The following is a 13,924-nucleotide window of genomic DNA, read 5'->3' as shown; positions in this document are numbered from 1 at the left end:
GTATAAGAGAGAGATGTGGCCATCGGGGGTACGAGTGCCATTCAAAAAGATCCCTACCGCCCATCCCTGCGCCAAAGCTGCTTCCGTGGCCCGCAGGGCAGCGCGGTCAGAGCCGCCTCTTTTGACCGGGTAGGCGCCGTAGAGCTGGATCACCTGCTTCAGCCCCGGCACCTGAAACAGCTCTTCCTTGGCCATGAAGGCCACCGGGCGGCGCACCGCATTGGCCACCAGCGGCGGATCCAAATGGCTGGCGTGGTTGCTGACGACGATGAGGGATCCCTGGCGAGGCACGTTTTCCTGCCCATAGGTGCGCCCAAAATACAGTCCCCGAAACAAGGGGTTGACCACCAGCCACTTGAGCAGCCAGTAGGCCAACCAATCCCGGCGGCGATAACCCATCTGTGAGTCCAACGATCCCTGCCACTCCGGCAGCAGTTCCCTCTCTGAGTGTAGTGGAGGGTGGGTGCTGAAGGGGATCCCTGGGCTTCAGCTCTCCAAATCGGGATCCTCACCCAAAGCCCGCAATCTTGCCGCCAGACGCTCCGCCCGTTGATGTTCTCGCTCCGCCCTTTGGCGTTCTTGCTCGGCCCGTTCCCGCTCCAACTCAGCCCGTTCATCGCCGGTCAGCAGCAACTGCCCTTGGGCATCACACCAGCGCAGCCAGCGAGCTTGTTTCCCCTCAAAAACGCCTTCCCACACCGTCAGGCCCAGCCCCACCTGTTCTAGCCAGGTCTCGGTCATTTCCGCGTAGTGGCGGCCCCGCAGTTCGAAAATGCGCAACTCCTCTGGCCCCAGCTCATGATTGGGATCGAAGACCGCGTAGTAGCTAACTCGCATCTGCTCATAACGGCTCAGCTTGCCTTCCAGCTCGTCGCCTTCGCGGTTGGAGACGATCTCGATCACCACATCCGGCGGCTTGTCAAATTGCCAGAGCAGGTAGCAACGGTTTTGCTTCTCCCACCATTGCTCCGGCACCGTGACGTCCAGGCTGAGAAAAACATCCGGCACAATCGGGGGCCGACCGATGGCGGTGTAGATGCCTACATTTGCCGCTGCTAAAAAGGTTTTGCCGCGCAAAGCGCTGTAGAGAGCCCCTGTCAAGAGGCGCTGCTGCTTTTCGGAGGCGAAATTATCCACCGGGGTATCGTCCTCCGTCACAAGGTCGGCAACGTCGGGAACCAGCAGTTCAGTATCCATGGGCAGATGGGGGTGGGGATGCCAGTGATCTTAGCCGCTCACCTCAGGGATCCTCTGCTCCCTGAGAAACAGAGAAAACAGAGTCCTCGAGCAAGCCCAGGTACAATCGAGAAAGCTTTACTTAACGATGATTTCTTTTTCTTCGCTGCTCGATGCAGATCGACATCCGTCCTGCGGAAAACTCGGACAGTGCGGCTCTGCTCCACATTTTGCAAGTGGTCTTTGCGGAGTATCCAGGCTGTGTATTGGACATCGAAGAGGTGCCGGAGTTGCTTCAGCCTGCCACAGCTTTCGCGGAGATGGGGGGATCCCTTTGGGTGGCGCAGCATCAGGATCAAGTGGTCGGCTGTGTCGGCCTTGTGCCCGATGGGATCCCTGGGCGCATGGAGCTGAAAAAACTCTACACTCTGCCCGCAGTGCGCGGTCGGGGTTTGGGTCGGCGTTTGATTGAACAGGCCGAATTTGCGGCTCGGCAGCAGCAGGCGGACTCTCTGCATCTGTGGACAGATACTCGCTTCACGACGGCTCATCGGGTTTATGAGCGGCTCGGCTATGTGCGTCTGCCGGAAATTCGTGAATTGCACGATCGCAGCAACTCTGTGGAGTATCACTACGAAAAGCGTCTCCGTTGAGGGTCGGGCTGTTGAACTGTGATGCGTTGGTGATTGGCTGTGGAGTGGTGGGCTGTGCCATTGCCTACGAATTGGCCACAGCTGGGCTGTCGGTCATTGGAGTGGATGCCGGGGAGCCGGCCTCAGGCGCCGCGGGCGCGTCGCTGGGGGTGTTGATGGGGATCTGCAGCCGCCAGCCTAGCGGGGAGGTGGTGCAGTTGCGTCTAAAAAGCCTGGAGCTGTTCGATCCCCTAATCGCGCGGCTGGAGGAAGACCTGGGCCGGAGTTTGCCCGTCAATCGGCGCGGCATTCTCAAACTCCTCAGGGAGGAGGAAGTGGAAGCTTGGCAAGAGACCCTGGCGGCCCGCCGACAAGCAGGTTACCGCCTAGATCTGCTCAGCCCTGCCGAAGTGGGATCCCTGCAGCCCGGCCTGCGCAGCGACCTGGCGGCGGCCATCTACTCTCCCCAGGATCGACAAGTCCAGCCCAAGCTCCTAACCCAGGCTCTCTTGGAAGCAGCCCAACGCAAGGGATCCCGCTTTTTCTTCCACCAGCCTGTCCAGAAGATTCAGCGCAGCTCGGATCCCCCCTTTCGCCTGCAAACGGTTTACACGCCCGCTCTCACCCTCTCGGCAGGTCACGTCATTCTGGCGGCAGGTCTGGGCAGCTCCCCTCTGGCCAAAGAGCTGGGGTTGCAGGTGCCCCTGCAAGCGGTCAAAGGCCAGGCCCTGCGGGTCAGAGCTCCCGGGATCCCCCTGGGGCCCGTGGTCACCGACGCGGATCTGCATCTGGTTCCTTTGGGCGATGGATCCCTGTGGGTGGGGGCAACAGTGGAATTTCAGGCCCCTCATCCCGAGCCGACGCTGCTGGCGCTACAAGATCTGCTGGCCCGCGCCATCCGACTCTGCCCGGCTTTGGCCGAAGCAACTTTGTTGGATCATTGGGCCGGCCATCGGCCTCGACCAGTGGGACAGCGCGCCCCCATCCTGGGTTGGGCTCCTGGCTACGCCAATCTGCTCATTGCCACCGGCCATTATCGCAATGGAGTGTTGCTGGCCCCGATCAGCGCCGCCATCCTGCGGGACTTGGTACTGAAAGGGGAAACAGCCCTCTGTGATCTAGGGCCCTTTGCCCCCAGACAGGGCTGAGCCCGTATCCATCTTCCGGCTCTCGGCCCGCCGATGGACAGGACATATGTCAGAATGAAAGGCTGCCTGGTTAGGATCGGATCGTCCGTTGAGTAGCCCAAAGGAGAAGAGAGCCTTGCCGAAGTTCGCCCTAAAAGCCCTCTGGTTGGAAAACGATTTGGCTATTGCCGTCGATCAGGTGGTGGCCAAAAACCGCAGCCCCCTCACCCACTACTTTTTCTGGCCGCGGGATGACGCTTGGGAGCAGCTTAAGGCTGAGCTGGAAAGCAAAACTTGGATCAGCGAAGTGGATCGCATCGAGCTGCTTAACCGAGCCACCGAACTCATCAACTACTGGCAAAACGGCGGGCGCAACCGCCCCATCAGCGAAGCCCAGGCCCAGTTTCCCGACATTCTGATCGGCGGCAACTCCTAGCCCTCTCAGCCAAAACGTGACTCTGGATCTGCCCCATCTTGCTCAGGCTCCCGTCTTTGGGCTAGATTGGCACTCAGGAGTTTAGAGTGCTAACTCCCTGCTAGCCGAGCCGGAGGATTCCTGGGAACCCCACTCCGCCTGGCAGTACCCAAAGTAGGAGCCCAGTCAGACTTACGAGGATCGCGGATTCTATGGCAAAGCGGATTCTGTTTAGAGAAGAGGCCCGCAAGGCATTGGAGCAGGGCATCAACCAACTGGCGGATGCAATCAAGGTTACGATTGGCCCCAAAGGACGCAACGTGGTCTTGGAGAAGAAGTTTGGTGCCCCCCAAATCGTCAACGACGGGGTCACGATTGCCAAGGAAATTGAGTTGGCCGATCCTTTGGAGAACACAGGCGCCCAGTTGATGCGGGAAGTGGCCTCTAAGACCAACGATGTGGCCGGAGATGGTACCACCACAGCCACCATCCTGGCCCAAAGCATGGTGCGGGAAGGGCTCAAAAACATCTCGGCGGGCGCCAACCCTGTGGCTCTGCGGCGCGGCATTGAAAAGACCACTGCCTACTTGGTGGAGCAAATTGCAGCTCATGCCAAGCCTGTGGAAGGCCGTAAAACCATCGCCGAAGTAGCCACTATCTCTGCTGGCAATGACAGCGAAGTGGGAGAGATGATCGCCAAGGCCATGGATGCTGTAGGGCGAGATGGGGTGATCACGGTCGAAGAATCCAAGTCGCTGGAAACCGAGTTGGACGTGGTGGAGGGGATGCAGTTTGACCGCGGCTACATTTCCCCCTATTTCGTCACCGACTCGGAGCGGATGGTGGCCGAGTATGAGAATGCTTATCTGCTGATTACCAGCAACAAGATCTCCAGCCTGCAAGATCTGGTGCCCATCCTAGAGCGGGTGGCCCGCGAGGGTCGGCCTCTTCTGGTCATTGCGGAGGATGTGGAGGGAGAGGCTCTGGCCACATTGGTGGTGAACCGCCTGCGGGGGGTACTCAATGCGGTGGCGGTCAAGGCTCCGGCTTTTGGGGATCGGCGCAAAGCCATGCTGGAAGATATCGCCATTCTCACCGGCGGGCAGCTCATCTCTGAGGATGTGGGCATCAAGTTGGATAAGGTCACTCTGGACATGATGGGGGTGGCCCGCAAGATCACTGTCACCAAAGACAAGACCACCATTGTGACCGATGGCAGCACCAAAGCGGCGGTGGAAAAGCGGGTGGCTCAAATTCGCAAGCAACTGGAAACCACCGATTCCGAGTACGACCGCGAGAAACTGCAAGAACGCATCGCCAAGTTAGCCGGGGGAGTGGCGGTGATCAAAGTGGGGGCTGCCACTGAAACAGAACTCAAAGATCGCAAGCTGCGCATTGAGGATGCCCTGAATGCCACCCGAGCTGCGGTGGAAGAAGGGATCGTCCCTGGCGGCGGGGCGACGCTATTGCACCTCTCCAAAGGGATCCCGGCTTTCAAGGCCAAGTTGAATGCCGAAGAACAGGTGGGGGCAGAAATTGTTTACCGAGCCTTGCAGGCCCCTCTCTTTCAGATTGCCCACAATGCCGGTCTGGAAGGGTCAGTGGTGGTGGAAAAGGTTTTGGAGAAGGAGATGCCCTTTGGCTTCGATGCCCTGAGCGGAACCTATGTGGATATGTTTGCCCAGGGGATCGTCGATCCGGCCAAAGTGGTGCGCTCAGCGCTGCAAAACGCGGCTTCCATAGCCGGAATGTACCTCACAACCGAAGCGATTGTGGTGGAAAAGCCTGAGCCCAAGCCGGCGGCTGGCTCTGCACCTAAGGGGATGATGTAGTCTTGCGAAAGTGAGCTTTCTGGGAAGGGATCAGTCTTGGATGTACTCCTCGCCAGAGATCAGGGCAGCTTCGGCTTTTTGAAACTCCCTTCCCAAGTAGGCCGCATGGCTGAGCTGGGAGACCACTCTCTCCTGCTCCTTTTCAAAGATCTGCACACACAGTTCTTTGGCCGTGCGCCCAACGTACACCCGTTCAGGGGATCGGTTGACGGAGCCCTTTGCCGGGATCACAGCTCCTGTCTCCGGATCGGTGGCCAGCCCCCGCTCGTTGATCACCGTACTGTAGTACTTGGCGCAAATGAGGTTCTGCTCCCGATCCAAGTAGATGACGAAATAGCCCGCCGGATCCAGATCCAGGGGGCGGCGGGAGAGATGGTCGTCAATGCTGCGAATCTGCTCGCTCAGGGGCTTGGAGGAAGGGGACATAGAATGGCCGACCAAAACCGCACAGGAGAAACGTAGCCGAGACTACCTTTGGCTGCTCTCATTGTGGCAGATGAACCCAATCTTTGGGCAGCCTTTGGGGTGGTTGACTTCCTTCCCAGCTTGAACGGTGGGGCTGGTCATATACCCGATGAAGGGGATCCTGTGCGGGCCATCCACCTGAGGTCTCAGAGCTTGGATTAGCGCGGGGCAACCCGATAGAATCGGGTGGCCGTCACCCACTGGTCGGAAGGGATCCCCTCGACAATGATGGCGCGGGCAATGGCATTGCCCAGTTGGGATCCCCGCACCCGCACATCGGCAAAGGATCCACTCTGCTCGAAAGAGGCGATCTCCTGGAAGTTCAGCGGACGGGGGGATGCCACCGCCAACACCTGGGCTTGGCCGAAGGGTGGAGCGATGGTCAACCGGTAGCTGGCCCCTGGCGGCGGGAAGGTGCGCACTTCTCCGGCCCGCAGAAACTCGTTGCCACCGGAAAAGCGGTTGGGCAAAATCAGATGGGTACGGCCATCGGCTTGGATGCTGAACAGGTAAACGTAGGCATCGCGGTTGGTGCTCAGGGTAATGGCAATCGGCTCGCCAGGCCGGTAGATGGGGTTAGACCCGTGCCGATCCAGCTCCAGATTCACCCGCAGGTCGGAAGGAACGGGGTTGACAATGATGGAGCGGGTGCCAACATCCAACTGACGAGTATCGGCCAGTTGCAGCCTTTGTAAAGGAGGGTAGATGCCTAGGGTTTGCGGAAAAACAGCGGTGGTCGGAGCCACAGACAGCCCCAAAGCCAGCGGTAGGAAAAGCAGTTTGGCATTCATGGTTCACACCCAATCAATGGCTATGTTCATCCTAGGAAGGGGCGCAGGTTATGCGGGTCAGGCTTTGCGCAATCTCCAATCTCTTGCCGCGGCAGTTTCTCCTGCTGCAGATGGCACCCCCAAGAGGGAAAAGACGGTAAACCAGCGGGGGCACGGCTCTGTTCTCGGTACCTGGGATGGGAATTGGGAGCCACCGGTTTGGCAAGGGTTAATCTACAGGTAAGGGATCCCTTCCTCATGCCAGCTTCCCAGTCAACCCCCAACTTGCTCATGGCTCACGACAGCTACCAAGAAGGCATCGCAGCGGTACAAGCGGGCGATTTCCAGGCTGCCATCCAAGCGTTTCGCCAGGCGGTTGCTGCCGATCCAACCCATACCGAAGCTCGTTACAAGCTGGCCTGGGTACTGGGCATGAGCGGCTATCTGGATCCGGCCCTGACAGAGCTGGAAGCCGTTTTGGCGGCAGATCCCAACCATGTGGCAGCCCATTACAATCGAGGGGCCCTCCTCTTGCAAAAGGCCCAACTGGAAGCCGATGAGGATGGACAAATCGATCTGGCCGTTCTGCAACAGGCGGAAGCAGCCTTTCAAGCGGTGATGCGCTTGGATCCCACCGACCAACGGGCCTTTGCCTTCCTCAATTTGGTCAAGCGGGCCATTCGCAACCATCAGGCGTCCACTCAGGTCTCCGGCGGCAGTGGCGGGTAAATCTGTGGGGGTTGTGGTCGGCAGCGATTGCACAGCCAGAAACCCATTGCGTAACATAAGTAAAGCCTGGGGATCCCGGCAATTTGGAGAGGTGTCCGAGCGGTTTAAGGAAGCAGTCTTGAAAACTGCCGTGGTTGACGCCACCGTGGGTTCGAATCCCACCCTCTCCGTTTATCTTGAGGTAAAGCCCAACGGGTCGAAGCTACAGAGATTCACTGGCCCAGAGGGGGAGCTATCCACATGACCATCCTTGATTTATCGACCTTGACCACTCAACAGCTCAAAGACATAGCTTGGCAGTTGCGGGGCACTCCCGCAGTGGAGCCCATCTATCGGGAACTGGGATCCCGACCCAAGAGCATAGTGATTGCACCTGAAGATCCCCAGTGGACAGAAAAGGTTAACCAAATCCTCACAGAGGGATCCCCATCCTGACCGTCGCATCCCAAACAAGGCGGGACATGAATATCGAACAGCCACCCTTGCCTGCCTGTGTCAGCTCTGCTAAATACTAAACACCCCCCACAGTTCCTTTAGTTGAAGAGAGGGTCACCATCTTGGGTAGCAGGAGCTAGCCGCAATGATTCCCACCGTCAAAGACGTTTGTCAAATTCATCCTATGGCCTTGAACTACGCCATAGTTGAGCAAATTGAAAATCTGTCGAATGTTATCGAGCATACAGCAGAGGATGCCCGGGCATTCTTCGCCAAAAACCACATTACCCGCGGGATGGATCTGTTGCTGCGTCAGGGGCTCAAACGGCTGGCAGGTCGCTCCGACCAAGCGGTGTTTGAACTCAAACAGGCGATGGGGGGTGGTAAAACCCACTCCATGATTGCCCTAGGGTTGCTGGCGCGGGATGCCGCTTTGCGTGCCGAGGTTGTGCCAGACATCACTCAAGATGCTCCTTTTGCCGACGCTAAACTGGTTGCCATCAATGGACGCCTCAAGTTCGAGCAACGGTTTATTTGGGGAGAGATTGCCCGGCAACTGGGGAAAGAAGAGGCTTTTGTCAAATTTTGGCAGCACGGAGCAGATGCCCCCAGTGAGCAGGATTGGATTGATTTAATTGGAGATGAACCCACCCTCATTCTATTGGACGAGCTGCCGCCCTACTTCGACTACGCCATTACCCGCATGGTGGGCGGAGGTACATTGGCGCAAGTGACAACCTACGCCCTATCGAACCTGCTGAGTGCCGCCTTGAAGTTAAAGCGCTGCTGCATTGTCATTTCCAACCTATCCGGCAGCTACGAAGGAGCCTCACGGGAACTGCAAAAAGCAATCGGTAACTTCGCTCAAGAAACCAACCGCCAAGCGCGATCCATCACACCGGTAGACCTGGGCACATCGGAAATTTACGACATTCTCCGCAAGCGGCTATTTAGCTCCCTGCCCAATGTACAAACCATTGATGCAGTTGCTTCTGCCTACGCAAAAGTGCTGGGAGATGCAGCCAGAGCCAAATCAATTGCCAAAACTGCCGAACAAATTGCCGCCGAAATTCATGCTTCTTACCCTTTCCATCCTTCGGTTAAGCACATCATTGCCCTATTTAAGGAAAACGAAAGCTACCGTCAAACTCGCGGCTTGATGCAGTTTGTTTCAAAAATAATCCAGTCGGTATGGGAGCGTCCCAGCAACGATGTCTACCTGATCGGTTGCCAGCATCTGAACCTCAACATCCCAGATGTGCGGGAAGAGATCAACAAAATCAGCAATCTACAGGGAGCGATTGCCCACGATATTGCGGCCAATGGCACTGCTGTCGCTGAACTGGTGGATCAAAAACTGGGCCATGATGCTGCCAGTCAGATTGCTGCCCTGCTGTTGACTGCCTCTCTGTCTGAATCAGTTGATGCCGTGAAAGGCTTTACCGAGGGGCAATTTTTGGAATACCTAGTAGCTCCTCAGCGGAATGTCAGCGAATTTCAGGATGCTTTTCAAGCGTTCCGTGCCAACGCCTGGTACCTGCACCGCAAAGAAAACGATGCTTGGTACTTTTCCAACATCGAGAACCTGCGTAAGCGCATTGATAGCCGTGCCCGCAACGCTCCCCAGCCGAAAATTGATGCGGAAATGAAGCGGCGGCTGGAAGAAATTTTCCGACCCCAACGGCGGATTGCCTATCAAGAGGTGCAAGCCCTGCCCAAAATTGATGAGATTCGCCTCAATGGCCCGCGGGTGTGCCTGGTACTCAGCCCAGACAGCAAAACACCCCCAGAAGAGGCCCAGCAGTTTTGGGAAAGTGTTCCCGAGAAGAACAACTTTTGTGTGGTTACCGGAGATGGCTCCAATCTGGCCAGCCTAGAAGACAAAACCCGTCGTTTGTGGGCCGTTGCCCGAGTACTGGAAGAAACCGGTGGAGACAAATCCCCCCACAAAGCAGAACTGGAGGAAGAGGCCGAACAAGCCGCCTACGACTTTAACGCCACTGTGGTCAGCCTGTTCAATCGGGTCTATTACCCCATCAAGGGCAAACTGACTCCTACCAAGCTCTCCATGACCTTTACGGGCAATACCTTCCATGCTGAAGAGCAGATCGAAAAAGCCCTATCCGATGTCGGTGCATCCAAGCTGTATGTCGATGTGGAAGCCAATGCCGAGGCGTTGCTGTCGCGAGCAGAAGACCTGTTGTGGCCGGCAGGGGGAGAGCGGCGGATCCCTTGGCGAGACGTGGTTTCCCGCACCATCACCAACGAGCGCTGGCCCTGGTTGCCCCCCAAAGGAATGGATACCCTGCGGCAGATAGCCGTCAGCCAAGGTCGCTGGCGGTACACCGAAGATGGATACATCGAAAAGGGGCCCTTTCCGCCCCCCCGCACATCCGTAGCCATCACCCAGCGAGAATACGATGACCGCACCGGTACGGCTACCTTGGAAATTCTGCCTCGAGATGCGGGCAAAAATGGCCGTGTTCACTACAGCTACACGCCCAATGTGGATGCCAACAGCCCTGTGGTGCCCGATACGATCTGGACAACCGATGCCACTGCCCTGTGGTTTGTCGCCATTGACCCGGATGGCCGGCACGAGACAGGGGATGTCTATGCTTGGAAGAATACGCTGACCCTCACCCACCAGCCTCGTATTGGCGGCGGCAAGCGCACCGTAGAGCTAACCGTGAAACCCCGTGGTCAAATTCGCTGGAACACCACGGGCATTAACTCACGGGAAGGCACCCTCTACACTGGCCCCATCGAACTAGAGGGATCAGAAGCCGTTACCATCTATGCCTACGCCGAAGATCAAGGGGTGAGCACCACTCGCAACTTCACGATCCCGGCGCTCGACCAAAAAGGGCCGGTGATTGACAAAAACAAACCGGCTAAGCTGCACAAGCGCCTCAACCTGCAAGGAAATAAGGCGAGTTATACGGCCATCAATCAGAGCAAGGCTTTGGGTGTGCAACTGGCGGGTGGGATCTCCCTAACCGTGGGGGAAGGGAACCGAGCCATCACCACCCGGTTTGGAAGCGATATGGTGGTAAAAGCGGAAGACATTGAGCAGTTTATTGCGATAGCACGTCAGGCTTTGGGCAATGAGACGGCAGAGGTGAGTCTGCGCTTGGACGACCTACGCTTCAGCAGCGGCCACGATTTGGAAGTCTTTTTGCATCGGTTGGAAATCAATCCTGAGCCGGGAGAGGTAGAGCAGTGAGCGATAAAAAATGGGAGACGGTGGGGTTCGGCTGTCCCAAAACCGTTGATCCCCACCACTTTGTGGTCGAAATACCTGCCGGCAGAACCGCTCCTGTGCTGATTTACGAAGTCTATGGCATCAAGGCGGGCATCAACGGACAGCCGGACATTGCGGAGCGCTGTGTTCTCAGCCGGTCTATCTGGAGCCAGATTGCTGAGGATCTCAAACAAGAGTTTAATGACCGCCTGCGGGCGAAAAAAATGAATCCGAGCCGTTGGACAACTGGCCGCAACCTCGTAGAACGTCTGCTGGGGAAGGAATTGCTGGTGCTGGCTTGGGCAGTAGAACGGGCCAAACCGGAGGCGATCCCCAATGCCATTCGCAACTGGAGAGGGCTGCGTCCAGAAGAGCGCTGGTGGCTTTACACCATGACAGCAGCGGCGACAGGGGGTGTCGATCACGGGAATATCGGTTGGCGCAAAGCCCTGCGCTATGCCCTCACAGAAAATCCCTTGACGGAACTGAGTGTGCCCACTCCGGTCAAGCGCCCATACCAGCCAGCTTGTTCCGATAGCTTGCGTAGCGAAGCCGTAGAAGCCGATCAACTCAGCCTGTTATCCTGCTTGCAAGAAGATCCCTCGCCCTTTTGGGATAGTGAAGCAACCATTGGCACGACAAAGCTAAGAGATTAAGTTATACTAGATAAAACCGCCTATTTGGGAGAATGCAAATGATGACAGAACTGCTGGAGAAAGCGATTAGCAAGTTAAAAGCTCTACCCACAGAGGAGCAAAATGCAATTGCCAGCCTGATTCTTGATGAGCTAGAAGACGATCAGCGATGGGAAGAATCCTTTGCTTCTTCAGCGGATATGTTAGCAAAACTCGGTGCCGAGGCAATAGCCGAGTATCAAGCAGGCAAGACGGAAGAATTAAACCCCGAAACACTGTGAAATCTCGCACCACTGCCCAGTTTCGCAAGTTGTTTAACGCTCTTCCAGAGTCCATTCCAGATTTGGACAAGCTAGACTTACAAAGGACGCTAATCCCGATCAAAAGTCAATATAATCCGCTTCTCTTGTGCAGCTCTAGCCAAGACCTCGAAATCTTTAGTACCTGGAGCTTCCTCTGAGAGCGATGCCACATCTAAGCCAGCATCTCGCAATAGACAGATACTTAAGCGTGGAAAATTTTCATTGACGAGAAATTGCATCAACTGACTTTATCTGAAAAACTGTAGAAGTTCATTTCACGCATACATTCTTGGATATAGCTAAACATAGCCCTAAGTGCTTCTGGAGTCAGCGTAGGGTAGTTTTCCAAAATCTGCTTTTCCGTCCAGCCTGCCGAAAATAGCCCCAAAATAAATTCCACCGATAGGCGACTTCCTCTGAAAACTGGCTTACCCAAGAGAATATCGGGATCCGAATGAATATAGTCTTCCCAGTTCACGGCTTAGGGCCCTAAGAGCTACCATGATCGATGGTATCGCCGGAGATCTCCCTTGTCCATCATCCCCCTTGCTTGGAAAGATAAGCCGAGTTTGATCGAGCGGCTCTTGCCTGCCCAAAAAATCAGCGCCGAAGCGCAAAAGGAACGCAAAGCTGGGGCTGGCCAAACCCTCACGGCGTTGGGGAGCTATTGGAAAGGGCGCAAACCTCTGATCCTGGCCAAAGCCTGCGTGTTGGGGGCCTTGCTCCCCGCCACCGACGATCCGGAAGCCGATCTGGAAATTTTTGAATTGCTGATGGGCATCGCCGACAGCAGTTTGGAACGGCGTTTGAAATCGCCACGGGACAAACCCAAATTGGCGCAACGCTCTTACCTGGAAAAACTGGAACTCTGCAAACGCCCGGAAGAATGCGACGATGCCACCCTCTACGGCCCCATTTGGGATCGGGTGAACCAACATTTGGGGACAAATGCCCACAGTTTCCCGGAATTGGTGGAACAACTGGGGATCTTGCGGTTTGGCCATCGCCCACGAGTGGGGGATACTTTTTGCGGCAGCGGTCAAATTCCCTTTGAGGCGGCAAGGCTGGGATGCGATGTCTATGCCAGCGACCTCAATCCCATTGCCTGTATGCTCACTTGGGGAGCGTTGCATATCGTGGGGGCAGATGAAGCCACCCGCCGGGAAATTGAGCAAGCCCAAAGGGAAGTAGCCGCAGCGGTGGATCAGGAAATTACGAAGCTGGGCATCGAGCATGATGAACACGGCAACCGCGCCAAAGCCTACCTATACTGCCTAGAAACCCGTTGCCCCCACACCGGCTGGATGGTGCCAATGGCTCCCAGTTGGGTGATTAGCAAAACCCGCAATGTGGTGGCCAAGTTAATCCCCAATTACGACCAAAAACGTTTTGAAATTGAAATTGTATCCGGGGTCAGCGAAGCGGAAATGACCGCCGCCGCCAAGGGCACGGTGCAAAAGGGCGATTTGGTGTACGTGCTGGATGGGGAAGAATACCGCACGCCGATCAAAACCATTCGCGGCGATTACCGCTTGCCCGATGGCACGACGGGAAACAAATTGCGCCGCTGGGAAAAACACGATTTTATGCCCCGCCCCGACGACATTTTTCAGGAACGGCTGTATTGCATTCAGTGGATCACCGCCAAAACCTTGGGCAAAAGCCGTCAAGAAACCTTTTTTGCCAGCGTCACCCCCGCCGACCTAGAACGAGAGCGCAAAGTAGAGCAAATCGTTAGAGAAAACCTCGCCGCTTGGCAAGAAGCTGGTCTGGTTCCCGATATGCCGATTGAACCTGGATACAATACAAGTCAGCCAATTTGGGAGCGGGGCTGGACTTATTGGCATCATTTGTTTTTGGCACGACAGATTTATACCCTCTCTAGATTCTTATTTAACCTCTTGCAACAAGGAGGCTTTATTTCTGCAACACTTTTCGTAAAACATTCTAATCTCACGAACTATTGTAGCAAGTTGACCCCTTGGGCTACTTCTGAAAAAAGAATTGCAAAGGATGGATCGGGGAGGCAAGTCGGAGGAGCAAGCGATAATTTTGCAAATACATTTTACAACCAGGCACTTAACACACAATGGATGTATGGGACTAGAGCCTTTAACTCATTACTCACAATATTAGATACAGAATATAAAAACTCTCCTGTA

General features: G+C 56.0%; 16 protein-coding genes and 1 tRNA gene. 11 read left to right on the top strand and 6 right to left on the bottom strand.

Annotation, left to right across the window (positions count from 1 at the left end; translation table 11 throughout):
• Nucleotides 1-399: lysophospholipid acyltransferase family protein (locus NW838_RS15265; RefSeq protein WP_414428330.1), on the bottom strand; the 399-nt coding region annotated here is incomplete at its 3' end.
• 87 nt (nt 400-486) lie between these two features.
• The gene (locus tag NW838_RS15260) at nt 487-1,197 is read right to left on the bottom strand and encodes a Uma2 family endonuclease (RefSeq protein WP_414330056.1); all 711 of its coding nucleotides are present in this window, start codon (nt 1,195-1,197) and stop codon (nt 487-489) included.
• Nucleotides 1,198-1,349: 152 nt separating this feature from the next.
• Here NW838_RS15260 and NW838_RS15255 point away from each other — a divergent pair, with 152 nt between their 5' ends.
• From NW838_RS15255 to groL, 4 genes are all read left to right on the top strand, one after another.
• Nucleotides 1,350-1,829: a GNAT family N-acetyltransferase gene (locus NW838_RS15255; protein WP_414330053.1), complete on the top strand. Its 480-nt coding sequence runs from the start codon at nt 1,350-1,352 to the stop codon at nt 1,827-1,829.
• A gap of 11 nt (nt 1,830-1,840) precedes the next feature.
• Nucleotides 1,841-2,956, top strand: a complete 1,116-nt coding sequence (locus tag NW838_RS15250) for an NAD(P)/FAD-dependent oxidoreductase (RefSeq protein ID WP_414428329.1) — start codon at nt 1,841-1,843, stop codon at nt 2,954-2,956.
• Between the two features lie 88 nt (nt 2,957-3,044).
• A complete protein-coding gene (locus tag NW838_RS15245) occupies nt 3,045-3,371 on the top strand; it encodes a 30S ribosomal protein PSRP-3 (RefSeq protein ID WP_414330048.1) in 327 nt (108 codons plus the stop codon).
• A 191-nt stretch (nt 3,372-3,562) separates the two neighbouring features.
• Nucleotides 3,563-5,182 carry a chaperonin GroEL gene (gene groL / locus NW838_RS15240; RefSeq protein WP_414357711.1) on the top strand — a complete coding sequence of 540 codons (1,620 nt, stop codon included), beginning with the start codon at nt 3,563-3,565 and terminating at the stop codon, nt 5,180-5,182.
• Nucleotides 5,183-5,212: 30 nt separating this feature from the next.
• Here groL and NW838_RS15235 read toward each other — a convergent pair whose 3' ends face one another.
• Together NW838_RS15235 and NW838_RS15230 are read right to left on the bottom strand one after the other, a co-directional pair.
• Nucleotides 5,213-5,608, bottom strand: coding sequence for a DUF4346 domain-containing protein (locus NW838_RS15235; protein ID WP_414330043.1), 396 nt, complete (start codon nt 5,606-5,608; stop codon nt 5,213-5,215).
• 197 nt (nt 5,609-5,805) lie between these two features.
• Nucleotides 5,806-6,438, bottom strand: coding sequence for a DUF4384 domain-containing protein (locus tag NW838_RS15230; RefSeq protein WP_414330041.1), 633 nt, complete (start codon nt 6,436-6,438; stop codon nt 5,806-5,808).
• A 237-nt stretch (nt 6,439-6,675) separates the two neighbouring features.
• Here NW838_RS15230 and NW838_RS15225 point away from each other — a divergent pair, with 237 nt between their 5' ends.
• The 6 genes from NW838_RS15225 to NW838_RS15200 all read left to right on the top strand — a co-directional run bounded on the left by NW838_RS15225 (nt 6,676) and on the right by NW838_RS15200 (nt 11,741).
• Nucleotides 6,676-7,146, top strand: a complete 471-nt coding sequence (locus NW838_RS15225) for a tetratricopeptide repeat protein (RefSeq protein ID WP_238376725.1) — start codon at nt 6,676-6,678, stop codon at nt 7,144-7,146.
• Between the two features lie 85 nt (nt 7,147-7,231).
• Nucleotides 7,232-7,316 (top strand) — tRNA-Ser (locus tag NW838_RS15220).
• Nucleotides 7,317-7,386: 70 nt separating this feature from the next.
• Nucleotides 7,387-7,581, top strand: a complete 195-nt coding sequence (locus NW838_RS15215) for a hypothetical protein (RefSeq protein ID WP_011433320.1) — start codon at nt 7,387-7,389, stop codon at nt 7,579-7,581.
• Between the two features lie 145 nt (nt 7,582-7,726).
• The gene (locus tag NW838_RS15210; protein WP_414357414.1) at nt 7,727-10,807 is read left to right on the top strand and encodes an anti-phage-associated DUF499 domain-containing protein; all 3,081 of its coding nucleotides are present in this window, start codon (nt 7,727-7,729) and stop codon (nt 10,805-10,807) included.
• Nucleotides 10,804-11,481 carry an anti-phage-associated DUF3780 domain-containing protein gene (locus tag NW838_RS15205; RefSeq protein ID WP_083757646.1) on the top strand — a complete coding sequence of 226 codons (678 nt, stop codon included), beginning with the start codon at nt 10,804-10,806 and terminating at the stop codon, nt 11,479-11,481. The genes NW838_RS15210 and NW838_RS15205 overlap by 4 nt, the downstream gene beginning before the upstream one ends.
• A gap of 38 nt (nt 11,482-11,519) precedes the next feature.
• Nucleotides 11,520-11,741, top strand: a complete 222-nt coding sequence (locus NW838_RS15200; protein ID WP_011433323.1) for a hypothetical protein — start codon at nt 11,520-11,522, stop codon at nt 11,739-11,741.
• 89 nt (nt 11,742-11,830) lie between these two features.
• Here NW838_RS15200 and NW838_RS15195 read toward each other — a convergent pair whose 3' ends face one another.
• Both NW838_RS15195 and NW838_RS15190 read right to left on the bottom strand, forming a co-directional pair.
• Nucleotides 11,831-12,001 carry a DUF5615 family PIN-like protein gene (locus NW838_RS15195; protein ID WP_187147225.1) on the bottom strand — a complete coding sequence of 57 codons (171 nt, stop codon included), beginning with the start codon at nt 11,999-12,001 and terminating at the stop codon, nt 11,831-11,833.
• Entirely contained in the window at nt 12,001-12,240 is a 240-nt protein-coding gene (locus tag NW838_RS15190; RefSeq protein WP_011433325.1) for a DUF433 domain-containing protein, read from the bottom strand. The genes NW838_RS15195 and NW838_RS15190 overlap by 1 nt, the downstream gene beginning before the upstream one ends.
• Nucleotides 12,241-12,292: 52 nt before the next feature.
• Here NW838_RS15190 and NW838_RS15185 point away from each other — a divergent pair.
• Nucleotides 12,293-13,924, top strand: a 1,632-nt coding sequence (locus NW838_RS15185; RefSeq protein WP_414428328.1) for a DUF1156 domain-containing protein, incomplete at its 3' end; no start/stop codon positions are given.

The organism is Synechococcus sp. R55.2, assembly GCF_047462075.1.
Classification (GTDB): Bacteria; Cyanobacteriota; Cyanobacteriia; order Thermostichales; family Thermostichaceae; genus Thermostichus.
The sequence above is the reverse complement of the archived record's forward strand: the minus strand, read 5'-3'. Positions and strand labels throughout refer to the sequence as shown.